The organism is Streptomyces phaeochromogenes, assembly GCF_001418655.1.
Classification (GTDB): Bacteria; Actinomycetota; Actinomycetes; order Streptomycetales; family Streptomycetaceae; genus Streptomyces; species Streptomyces phaeochromogenes.
In genome coordinates, this window is the sequence record NZ_LIQZ01000143.1 from 1 (window position 1) to 10182 (window position 10182).

A 10182-nucleotide genomic window follows, 5' to 3' on the forward strand; every position below is an offset into this window, starting at 1 on the left:
GATGGGGGGCGGGTGGCGCGGGCGGTGGCTCTGCCGCCGGCCTGCGTGCGGGCATGGCGGTGCACTTCCGTGAAGTCCGTCACCACGGTGGGTAGTTGGTGCGCCACTGAAGGTAGAGGATCGGGAGTAGGGTTACTACTCTTCACGTCAAACCATTACCCCTAAGGGTGAGAGGGCTGCGGCATGCCACCAAGATCAGCAGCGACCGTACGGCAGCAGCGCATCGGTGCTGAGCTGCGCAAACTAAGAGAACGGGCGGGTCTGACCGCACGCGAGGCCGGGGAGTTGCTGAGCGTCAACGCGGCACGCATCAGCTCCATCGAAGCCGGGCGTTTCGGTGTCAGCAGCGACCGCGTTCGTATGTTCGCCCACAGTTACGGCTGTTCGGACGAGCCGTATATCGAGGCGCTCTCAGCCATGACTGCGAGTCGGGGGCGCAACTGGTGGGAGGAGTACCGCGAGTCCCTGCCCTCAGGGCTACTCGACCTGTCCGAACTGGAGCACCACGCGACAGCGATCCGTACGGCTCAGATCGCCCACATCCCCGGCCTGTTCCAGACGGTCGACTACGCACGCCTCGTCTTCAGGCAGTCCATCCCCAAACTGTCGCCGCCCGAGGTCGAGTACCGCGTCACCCATCGCATCAAGCGTCAGGGCATCCTCTTCGCGGACAGCCCGACCTCGTACACCGCGATCATTCACGAGGCGGCCCTGCGCATGAGGTTCGGCAGCCGGGATGTGACGCGTGAGCAGTTGGAGCACATCGTCGAGATGAGCGAAAGGGACCACGTCACCGTCCTGGTGATCCCCTACGAGGCTGGCATCTTCCCCGGCGCCGGACAGACCGTCCTGTACGCCGAAGGACCTGTCCCCCAACTGGACACCGTGCAACTCGACGCCGAACATGGGTCCGTATTCCTGCACGCGGACTTCCAGCTGGAGAACTACCGCACGTTCATGTCCCACTTCGAAGCGGTCGCCCTCAAGGAAGCCGCGTCGCGCGACCTCATCCGCGAGATCATCAACTCCCTGTGAAAGGTCCCGAAGTGCCCACCCTCCACTGGCAGAAGTCGTCCTACAGCAGCGAGGGAAACAACTGCGTCGAACTCGCCACCGCCCCCGACGGAACGATCCGCCTCCGCGAATCCGACGAACCGACGACCGCCCTCACCCTTCGCCCCTCGGGCCTCCACTCACTGCTGGCCGCAACCCGCCGGGAGATAACCAACCGCCCTTGAGGCTCTCCTTCGGCCGACCAACGGCCCGCCAACACATCCTGGTGTGCCGATACAAGATGCCGCCGCCCACCTGATCGACATCTCAGAACAACTGCACCAGGCCGTCAGCGACTTCGCTCAAGCGGTGCTGCAGACACCTCCAGCTCGCCGATCTTGTCCAGCTGAGCCCTGACAATGGCAACCGGAACACTGGCTGGTCTCTTGCCCTGCGGCCCTAGCGGATCATTAAAGGTGTAGAACATGGCGACGGTTGTGCCCTTTCGGGCCACCACCACCGCAAAGGGAACCCTCACAGGCTTGTCGTCCGGGTACGACACGACCTGGGTGAGTCGCACGGAGACCGATTCGTCGCCGTATCCGGGGTCGGGCTGGACCTCGACCGCCTCATAGTCGAAGGACGCCTCGACATCCGTGAAGGCCGTACACCGCTCGGCCGCCTCACGGAATGCCTGCACGACCCGTCTCGCGTCCCCGGCACTGTGCGACGCGAGGGTCATGTTCGCCCCGGAATCGTCGCCTTCCGAGAGTAGGATCCGGCCGACACGCGCAGTGGCGGCGTAGGCACTGCCGCTCTGGCCCAGAGCCTGGACGATCGGCCCGCACTTGGCAGGATCCGCCGTCCTGCCGGAAGCCACAGTGTCCTGCACCGTCCGGTTCACCTCGTATCCGTCAAGGTCTTCCGCCGTGAGCGCCATACGGTTCAGATCCGCCTCGCTCCGTGGCTCATCCGGGGCGTTGATCCCTGACGGACCCGTGCCCTCGGAATTCACGGTGCTCGTTCCAGAACCCGCCTCCGAGCCGCCCCCACACGCGACTGCGGAAGAAAGAACCACGAGCACTGCTGCCGCCATACTGATGCCCGACCGACGTATCACTGTTTCCCTCACTTATATTCTGACCCAGGCCCGAACCGCAATGGCCGAATCCCTCGTTCGCCGAGCTTGGCAGCACCATCGGATTCGACGGTTCCGAAACCATAATCCGCGTTAACCGCAATGAGCGCATCGCGGTAGTACGCGCGCTCCTGAGCCTCCCGCGGGTAAGCGAATTCGAGTGTCGCCAACACGTCGTCGGGATAATCTAGAAATTTCTGCACGGCCGCCAACACCACGGGCCGAGGCCCTCGCGGAAATTCATCACCCGAGTTGGCCATCAGAGACCGGTTTCCTTCGCGGGCAAATTATTCCACCGGGTTCCTCGCATTCATGTATGGAATTACCGAGGATTTGAGCCAACCTTTCAGATGACTGACCAAATCTCGTAGTTCACACTCATCACGGAAGGCCAGAACGGGCGGATTTCGCATGACTTGGTCGAGAACAGACCGTTCAACCACATCAACTCAATGTCAACTTTCTGCCTGTCATCGCCCCCGTGTCGAGAATACGAAACGCCGCGAACCCTCCGCTTGAACCCGATCACCCTCATGGGATCGTCAAGTTCATCAGCGAGAGCCTGCCGAAGCCAAGCGAGCACTGTGGCCCGATCTGGGTTCATCTTGTTTCCAGCCATGGCACTTTCCACATGTAGACGCCGAATTTCGTCCCACCCCTCCCTACGCCCTCTACCACGACTCAATAATTCCGCGCCACATAGACGAGACTGCCGAACCCACCTGCGGATCAAGCCTCACGGAAAAATCGATAAAATCATCGAGCAAGTCATACAGCTCGATGTCGAAGCGGAGAGGCTTGACCTCCTTATAAACCCAGTACCAGCGCCACGCAGTCTCGACAAAATTCGCAACAGAGGAATTTACGAATGAATCGGGTGGATTCGCGTCCGGATTGAATCCCCAGACTTCCCCACTCCCCACACACACTCCGACTTCATGTTCAGCGAAAAGTCCAAGGCTGTAATATTTTCGCCCCCGAACATCAAGTTCGGGCGAAACGCCTTCCTGGAGATTAACAACGAGTCGGAAATCTTCCATCATGGGAAGACCCCATCGAATCAGGGCCAGCCGATCAGATTCCGGCAACATCCACTTATTTACGCCCTCAACCCCGACAGGACATTGATCAACCTCCACAACGAGGAGATCAAGCGGCGCGAACAAGGCTCGGGCTGCCGCCTCTCGATGTTCACTCATGTTGGAATCCACATGGAGTTTCGACCGGCTCCCCCTCCCACAATCAGCCTGAAGAGTACTGAAGCCTCCATGACAGGTCCCGTGCCGGGCAGGGACAGGCTCAGGGTGAGGTCAGGGTCGGGTCCGGGAACTTCCCGATGGAAGGGAGGGATGTGCGGCGCGAGGCTGGTGGGCATGGCGAACTTAGGTGAGTACAAGAGGCGTTGGAGGACCGTGGCGGCTGCCGGGGCCGTGGCGGCCGTGCTGGTGGCCGGGACCGTGCCGGCTATGGCCGCGGGCCCCGGGCACGGGGTGGCCCGCGGTGACCAGGGGCCCGACAAGAGTGACCGGGGGCTCGACAAGGAAGCTCTGCGGGCGGCCCTCGCCGGGCTGCCCGATGAGAACGTGACGGGTGGGCTGATCCGGATGTCCGGGGCGGACGGACGCTGGACGGGTACGGCCGGTCCGTCCGTGCCCGCCGCCGGCGCGCACTTCAGGATCGGCAGTGTCACGAAGATCTTCACGTCGACCGTGCTGCTCCAACTGGCCGCCGAGCGACGGCTGGCCCTGGACGACACGGTGCAGGAGTTGATGCCGGGTCTTCTGCCGGCCGGCTACTACCCCGTCACCGTGGGCCAGTTGCTCAGCCACACCAGTGGCCTGCAGATCATGACCTGCGCCACGGACGACATGTCACCGCGCGAGGCCGTCGACGCCTCACTGGCCTGCGGAGAGCCGACGGAACCAGGCCGGGCCACGCGCTACAACGGCATCAACTACTTCATCGCGGGACTGATCATCGAGCAGGTGACCGGGCACGACTACGGCTCCGAGGTCCGCGCCCGCATCCTCGCCCCCCTCCGGCTGCGCGATACGTACGTGCCTGCCCTGGACGACTGGTCGATCCCGGCGCCCTACACACGCGGACTGGTGGCGGTGCCGGGCTCCGGCGGGCTCAAGGACGTCAGCGTCCAGAACCCGTACGGCTGGGCGGAGGGTGGCATGATCTCCAACGCCCCCGACCTGGCCCGCTTCTTCACGGCCCTGTACCGCGGTCACCTCCTCCCGGCGGCCCAGCAGAAGGACCTCTTCCGGATGCCCGCCGCGGCGTCCGGTGACACGCAGTTCAGCTACGGCGGGCTCCAGCGCACCGAGTTCCCGGACGGCACGGTCGTCTGGGGCAAGAGCGGGCACGTCCCGGGCTACACGAGCGGCGTCTTCGCCATCCGCGACCTCCGCCGCCTCCTGGTCTACTCCCTCAACCCGACGGACCGGTCCCCGGAACTGCCGTACGTCCTGCGGATCGCGGGGGCGGCGTTCGACGTCCCGGTACCGGCTACAGCTGGCTGAGGATCGTCGGGTCCGTGATCTCCGTGTCCTTGGCCAGCATCATCGCCTTGCTGAGGATGACAGCGAGGGTTCGGTCTCCCTCGTACGGCAAGTAGCCGGTCTGGGGAGACGTCGGCGCGGACTTCGGGACGATGCACAGGTACTGGTCGTTCGGGGTCATCAGGATGTTGCCCGAGCCGAGGTGGATCTTGTACGTGTGGCGCTCGCCCTTCACATGGAGGAAGCGGCCCTCCAGGGTGCAGCGGTCGGCTATCGCGAGCCGGGGGATCAGGCGGTCCAGGAGGGCCCGGCGGGTCTCGGCGCTCTGGTTCAGCTCGCCGAAGCTGTATCCCGACCAGTACTCCTGGAAGCGGCCGCCGGGGCCGCCGTCCTGCCAGGTCGGGTCGTTGCCGACGCTCGCGACTCCCACGAACAGGTCGACGTCGCGCAGGACTTCGGAGAGGGCGAGGGGTGGGATCTCGGTGAGGGGCAGGGGCTCGACCGGGTCCTGCCCGTCCCGCAGCCACATGCTGTACTCGCCGCCGTAGCAGTGCGCCGAGTTCTCCGGGGCGTCGATCGGGTAGAAGCGGACCTGGTCGGTGCGCAGCCGCAGGTAGCTGCCGGATTCCGTGGTGTCCTCGCCGTACTCCTCACCGTCGCCCTCGATCCAGTACTCGGCGCGCAGGCCCCACTGGGGCAGCTCCCGGGTGGCCGGCGGGGCCGAGTCGTCGACGCACAGCCGGAGCTTGTTGCGCCAACCCCTGATCGCGGCCAGCGAGTTGAACTGGTGCTGCCGCAGCACGTGCGCCGCGAAACGGTTCGAGTACGTGCCCGTGGCGCGCTCGGCGTCGGTGAGCAGGTACACCTCGCGGTGGGCCTGCTTGAACGGCTGGGTGATCTCGTGCCGCTCCAGCCAGTCGCGCCAGGCGACGATCTCGGCCGGTTCGCGGCCTACGGGGTGCCAGAGCTCGACCTCCGAACCCGCAGTCTCCGAACCCGTGGCCACCGGGTCGTCGGTGAGCGTGCGCAGCTCACCGTCGGCGAACCCGACCGGTCTCCCGTCGACCGTCCACAGGAGGCGTCGGGCGAGGGTACCGACCAACGGGTGGTCGATGTAGCGCTCGCGCCAGGCGTCGTACGCCCAGGTGCGCCGGGCCAGGAACTGGCGGTCGAGCCGCTCCGCCTGCGCCGAGAGCATCTTGTCGATGTCCTTGGCGGCGGCCTTGAGCTCCTTGAGCTCCTCGGCGTGATCCCGCTTCACCGCCGCGGGCACACTCTTGACCTCCTTGCCGACCGCGTTGCGCCAGCCGAGCACGGACTTGGTGCCGTGGACCTCGATGAGGGCTGTGACGTCCCCGAGTTGGTGCCGGGCGCGCCCCACCTCGGTGAGCCCGTACGCCGGGACGGCGAGCTCCTCGATCTCCTCCCGGCTCAGGCCGAGAGCGGTGGCGCGCGCCTCCAGCGCGACGTCCAGCAGCTTCGCCGTGTTCTTGTACGTCACCCGCGTGGCCAGGCGGGCCAGTTCGGCGAGGGCGGCCTCGCTGTCGACGCGGGAGAGCGCGATGACGCCCGCGTTGGCGACCTTCGGGTTGCGCGGGCCCATTCCGGCGACCTTCTTGAGGGAGGTCTCGACGAGCGCGCCCAGTGCCCGGGCCGTGTCGGGGTGCGGCGGGAGGAGGGACAGCAGCCAGGCGAGTCCGCGCAGGGCGTTGGCGTTGTAAGGGTCGTAGGCGTTGTTGATGTCCGGCTCGTACGTCTGGCGTTCCAGCGGGATGGTGCGCGGGCGGCCGACGAGGGCGAGCCAGGACAGCGTGGTCTCCCTGACCCGGTCCGCTCCGATGGTGTCGATGAGGGCCTGGGCCTGCTTGTCCCACTTGGCGCTGGGCTTGGAGGCGGTGGCCGTGAGGGCGTGGACGAGCAGGGCGTGCCAGGGGTCGTCGTCCGAGCCGGTGAGCTGCTCCATGGCGTGATCGGCCCACGCCTCACCGACGTTGAGGACAGGGGTGGTGAGCTTCTTGACCAACTCCACGAGGTGCTCCGAGCGGTAGGCGACCAGGGCCGTACGGCGGAAGACGGCCACGACGGAGGGCGCGAGCTGTCGGCCGGTCGCGAGCTCCGCCTCCGCCAGGAGGTCGAGGCGCGTGGCGTGCCAGTAGGAGTGCCGGGCACCGAGCGTTTGGAGCTCCGCCAGCCGCTCGGTGGGGAGGAAGAAGTCGTCGGGCAGGTCACGGGCGATGATGCCGAGCAGCGTCAGCACCTTCTGCCGGGTCTCCGGCTCCTCGCCGAGCGACTGGAATCGCTCGATGAACGCGTGGGCGAGCCGGCGACGCTCCTCCATGGGCAGGTTGCGCAGGGTGTCGAAGAGCTCGGACCATTCGTCACCCCAGAAGCCGTGGTTGGCGACAGCGGCCTTCAATACCTCGTCGGCGAGCTTGCCCATGTTGCCCGCGTCGAGCTGGTTGCGGATCTTCTGCGAGTGCGATCGCATCGACGCCATCAGCCACCCACCAGCGCGACGAGCTTCAGGAACGTGACCTCGGTGCCGAGCTTCAGCTCGATCTCCTCGTCGAGGTCGGTGAACTGCCGGTCCCCCACCAGCACCAGGAAGCCGTTCCCCGCGAAGGCCCTGAGCGCCAGCTCGGTCTGGACCTCGGGGTCTATCCGCCGGGGCGTCCGCAACGCGTACCCGTTCAGCACGCGCTCGGTGTCCTTGGGCTGCACCAGCCCCTGGAACACCTCCGGCGTACGCGCGTTGAACTCGGCGACCTCCTGGAAGACCCGCCGCCGGATCAACTCGCGCAGTGCGAGCCGCTCCTCGGCGATCTCCAGCCCCCAGCCCGCACCGCGGTCCCCGCTTGTCGTCTCGTCGACGAACGTCACCATTCCCATGCCGTCGACAGTACGAGGCACCACTGACAATCAGTCACCGCAGGGGGGGGAAACAGGCGGCGGGGCCCGGCTTCGGAGCCCCGCCGCACTGCGGGTCGTACCGTGCGCGCTGTGGTCGAACCGTCCGCGCTACGGGCGGCGGCGCAGCGCGGGGTCCGTCAACGCCGGCTGCTCGACGAAATAGTTGTCGGCCCGGTTCAGGTCCGTGCCGGGCGGAACGATCTCGTCGATACGGTCCAGGATCGCGTCGTCGAGGGTGACGTCGGCGCCCGCCAGCAGGTCGGTGAGCTGGTCCATCGTGCGCGGGCCGATGATGGCCGAGGTGACGCCCGGGTGGGCGCGTACGAAGGCCAGGGCCAGGTGCGGGAGCGGGAGACCGGCGTCGGCGGCGACCTTCTTGAGGTCGGCGACCGCGGCGAGCTTGGCCGCGTTGCCGGGCAGGGCCGGGTCGAACTTGAAGCCCTCCAGCTTGGCCCGCCCGCTGGCCGCGAGGTCACGGCCGGAGAGCCAGCCCGCGCTGAGCGGACCCCAGGTCAGCGTGCCCATGCCGTAGCGCTGGGCCGCCGGAAGGATGCTGCCCTCCGCCCCGCGGGCCAGGATCGAGTAGGGCGGCTGCTCGGTACGGAACCGGACGTGGCCGCGCCGCTCGGCCGTCCACTGGGCCTCCACGATCTGGTCGGCCGGGAACGAGGAGGAGCCGACGACCCGCACCTTTCCGGACCGTACGAGGTCGGACAGGGCGGACAGGGTCTCGTCGATGTCCGTGAGCGGGTCGGGGCGGTGCATCTGGTAGAGGTCGATGTAGTCGGTGTCCAGGCGCCGCAGGCTGTCCTCGACCGCGCGCATGATGTAGCGGCGCGAGCCTCCCGCCAGGTTGGGCTCGTCGCCCATGGGCAGCCGGAACTTGGTGGCCAGGACGACCTCCTCGCGGCGCCCCTTGAGGGCCTTGCCGACGATCTCCTCGGACTCGCCGGTGCTGTAGATGTCGGCGGTGTCCACGAAGTTGATGCCCGCTTCCAGGGCCGCGTGGATGATCCGTACGGAATCGTCGTGGTCGGGGTTGCCGATCTCCCCGAACATCATCGCGCCGAGCGCGTACTCGCTGACCGAGATGCCGGTGCCGCCCAGAATCCTGCGCTGCATGAGTGTCTAGCCTCCTTGGGCTTCACGTGGCTGTGGGCTTCACATGGCTGTGGGCTTGCTTCACGTGGCTGTGTGGATACGTTTCGACCCTCCCTCCCGCCGCACATCCGAACCAGGCCCGGTCCAGCCTGGGTCTGGCAGTACCAGGAAGCGGTGGCGGAGGAGCCGTCCGCGGATCCGGCGGACGGCATCGGCCGCGGCGACGACCACGGCAACGGATCCTGCTGGGCGATACTCAGAGCATGGTCACGCGTCCCGAACCCGACATCAGCGCGTTCCTCAAGGCCCGCCGGGCCGCTCTCGACCCTGCTGAGCTGGGACTCCCGGCCGGGGTCAACCGCAGACGGGTGCCGGGCCTGCGGCGCGAGGAGGCCGCCCAGCTGGCGGGGATCAGCGTGGACTACTACACGCGCATCGAGCAGGGCCGTACGCCCAACATCTCGGACTCCGTCCTGGACGCCGTCGCCCGCGCGCTGCGGCTGACCGACTCCGAGTACGCCTATCTGCGGGACCTCACCCTCCCGGGACGCCGGACGCCGACAACGGGGACGCAAGGGACAACAGGGACGACGGGATCGCAGCAGGTCCGGCAGGGCATCCGGATGCTGATCGACGCCATGGAGGACGTACCCGCGTACGTGTGCAGCGCGGCCATGGACGTCCTGGCCTGGAACACGCTCGGCGGGCTGATCACCTACGACTTCGCCGCGCTGGAGCCGCGGGAGCGGAATCTGGCCCGGCTGTACTTCCTGGACGAGGAGCAGTCCAGGTCGCTGTATCCGGAGTGGGAGCCGGGCGGCGAGTACATGGCCGCGACGCTCCGCGCCGACGTGGGCCGGCACCCCGACGACCCCGCCCTGGGCGCACTGATCGCCGACCTGCTGGAACACAGCGCGCAGTTCCGCCACTGCTGGGACCAGCAGCACGTACGAGGCCTGTGCTACGGCGTGAAGCACATCACCCACCCGGTGGCGGGCGAGCTGTGGCTGCACTACGAGTCGCTGCCGCTGCCCTCCGATCCCGGCCAGACCCTGGTCACGTTCACGGCGGAGCCCGGCTCTTCTACGGAGAAGGCGCTGCGGCTGCTCGCCACGCGCGCGACGCCGCAGCCGGTTCCCTCGCCCTGAGCGGACGGCGACCTATTCTGACGGTATGTCAGATGACGAGTCGTACGAACTGCTCGGTTTCGACAACGTGCTGCTGCCCGTCGGGAACCTCGACGAGGCGCTGGGCTTCTACGGGCGGGCCGGATTCCCGGTTGCCTTCCGCCTGGACGAGGCCGGGATCGCCCTGCTGAAGGTCGGGAACGAGACTCCGGGCGTGCTGCTGCGCGTGGACGAGGAGCTCGGACAGCGGGGGCCGTCCTGGCCGGCGTGCCGCGTCTGGCTGGAGGTGCGGGACGCGCGGGTGACGGCACGGGCGCTGACCGCGGCCGGGATCCAGCCCCTGGACGAGCCCTTCCCGGTGGCCACCGGCTGGACCGTCGAGATCGCCGACCCCTGGGGCAACGTC

The 10182-nt window shown here is 67.2% G+C and carries 11 protein-coding genes; 5 read left to right on the top strand and 6 right to left on the bottom strand.

Features of this window, described 5'->3' with window-relative positions; genetic code table 11:
- Window positions 1–183 precede the first annotated feature (183 nt).
- Together AOK17_RS19635 and AOK17_RS19640 are read left to right on the top strand one after the other, a co-directional pair.
- Window positions 184–1035, top strand: coding sequence for a helix-turn-helix domain-containing protein (locus AOK17_RS19635; protein ID WP_079053146.1), 852 nt, complete (start codon window positions 184–186; stop codon window positions 1033–1035).
- 11 nt (window positions 1036–1046) lie between these two features.
- Window positions 1047–1238, top strand: coding sequence for a DUF397 domain-containing protein (locus tag AOK17_RS19640; RefSeq protein WP_055613814.1), 192 nt, complete (start codon window positions 1047–1049; stop codon window positions 1236–1238).
- Window positions 1239–1342: 104 nt separating this feature from the next.
- Here the strand turns inward: AOK17_RS19640 and AOK17_RS19645 are convergent, their stop codons facing one another.
- The 3 genes from AOK17_RS19645 to AOK17_RS48585 all read right to left on the bottom strand — a co-directional run bounded on the left by AOK17_RS19645 (window position 1343) and on the right by AOK17_RS48585 (window position 3330).
- Window positions 1343–1933: a hypothetical protein gene (locus tag AOK17_RS19645; protein ID WP_055613815.1), complete on the bottom strand. Its 591-nt coding sequence runs from the start codon at window positions 1931–1933 to the stop codon at window positions 1343–1345.
- Window positions 1934–2121: 188 nt separating this feature from the next.
- Window positions 2122–2391, bottom strand: coding sequence for a hypothetical protein (locus AOK17_RS50790; protein WP_157881362.1), 270 nt, complete (start codon window positions 2389–2391; stop codon window positions 2122–2124).
- Window positions 2392–2802: 411 nt separating this feature from the next.
- Entirely contained in the window at window positions 2803–3330 is a 528-nt protein-coding gene (locus AOK17_RS48585) for an SUKH-4 family immunity protein (RefSeq protein WP_079053147.1), read from the bottom strand.
- 174 nt (window positions 3331–3504) lie between these two features.
- Between AOK17_RS48585 and AOK17_RS19655 the strand changes: the two genes are divergently transcribed.
- Complete coding sequence (locus AOK17_RS19655; protein WP_079053148.1) at window positions 3505–4659, top strand: serine hydrolase domain-containing protein; 1155 nt, start codon at window positions 3505–3507, stop codon at window positions 4657–4659.
- Here AOK17_RS19655 and AOK17_RS19660 read toward each other — a convergent pair.
- The 3 genes from AOK17_RS19660 to AOK17_RS19670 all read right to left on the bottom strand — a co-directional run bounded on the left by AOK17_RS19660 (window position 4646) and on the right by AOK17_RS19670 (window position 8670).
- The gene (locus AOK17_RS19660) at window positions 4646–7126 is read right to left on the bottom strand and encodes a DUF4132 domain-containing protein (RefSeq protein ID WP_425424622.1); all 2481 of its coding nucleotides are present in this window, start codon (window positions 7124–7126) and stop codon (window positions 4646–4648) included. The genes AOK17_RS19655 and AOK17_RS19660 overlap by 14 nt on opposite strands.
- 8 nt (window positions 7127–7134) lie before the next feature.
- Complete coding sequence (locus tag AOK17_RS19665; protein WP_055613819.1) at window positions 7135–7527, bottom strand: hypothetical protein; 393 nt, start codon at window positions 7525–7527, stop codon at window positions 7135–7137.
- A 129-nt stretch (window positions 7528–7656) separates the two neighbouring features.
- Window positions 7657–8670 carry an aldo/keto reductase gene (locus tag AOK17_RS19670; RefSeq protein ID WP_055613820.1) on the bottom strand — a complete coding sequence of 338 codons (1014 nt, stop codon included), beginning with the start codon at window positions 8668–8670 and terminating at the stop codon, window positions 7657–7659.
- 242 nt (window positions 8671–8912) lie between these two features.
- Here AOK17_RS19670 and AOK17_RS19675 point away from each other — a divergent pair, with 242 nt between their 5' ends.
- Entirely contained in the window at window positions 8913–9797 is an 885-nt protein-coding gene (locus AOK17_RS19675) for a helix-turn-helix transcriptional regulator (protein WP_055613821.1), read from the top strand.
- 25 nt (window positions 9798–9822) lie between these two features.
- On the top strand, window positions 9823–10182 hold a 360-nt coding region (locus AOK17_RS19680; protein ID WP_055613822.1), incomplete at its 3' end, for a VOC family protein.

Coding starts and splice junctions, on each gene's coding strand:
- AOK17_RS19665 (WP_055613819.1), bottom strand. CDS start 7,527: ATGGGAATGGTGACGTTCGTCGACGAGACGACAAGCGGGGACCGCGGT.
- AOK17_RS19645 (WP_055613815.1), bottom strand. CDS start 1,933: ATGGCGCTCACGGCGGAAGACCTTGACGGATACGAGGTGAACCGGACG.
- AOK17_RS19635 (WP_079053146.1), top strand. CDS start 184: ATGCCACCAAGATCAGCAGCGACCGTACGGCAGCAGCGCATCGGTGCT.
- AOK17_RS48585 (WP_079053147.1), bottom strand. CDS start 3,330: ATGAGTGAACATCGAGAGGCGGCAGCCCGAGCCTTGTTCGCGCCGCTT.
- AOK17_RS19675 (WP_055613821.1), top strand. CDS start 8,913: ATGGTCACGCGTCCCGAACCCGACATCAGCGCGTTCCTCAAGGCCCGC.
- AOK17_RS19670 (WP_055613820.1), bottom strand. CDS start 8,670: ATGCAGCGCAGGATTCTGGGCGGCACCGGCATCTCGGTCAGCGAGTAC.
- AOK17_RS50790 (WP_157881362.1), bottom strand. CDS start 2,391: ATGGCCAACTCGGGTGATGAATTTCCGCGAGGGCCTCGGCCCGTGGTG.
- AOK17_RS19655 (WP_079053148.1), top strand. CDS start 3,505: ATGGCGAACTTAGGTGAGTACAAGAGGCGTTGGAGGACCGTGGCGGCT.
- AOK17_RS19660 (WP_425424622.1), bottom strand. CDS start 7,126: ATGCGATCGCACTCGCAGAAGATCCGCAACCAGCTCGACGCGGGCAAC.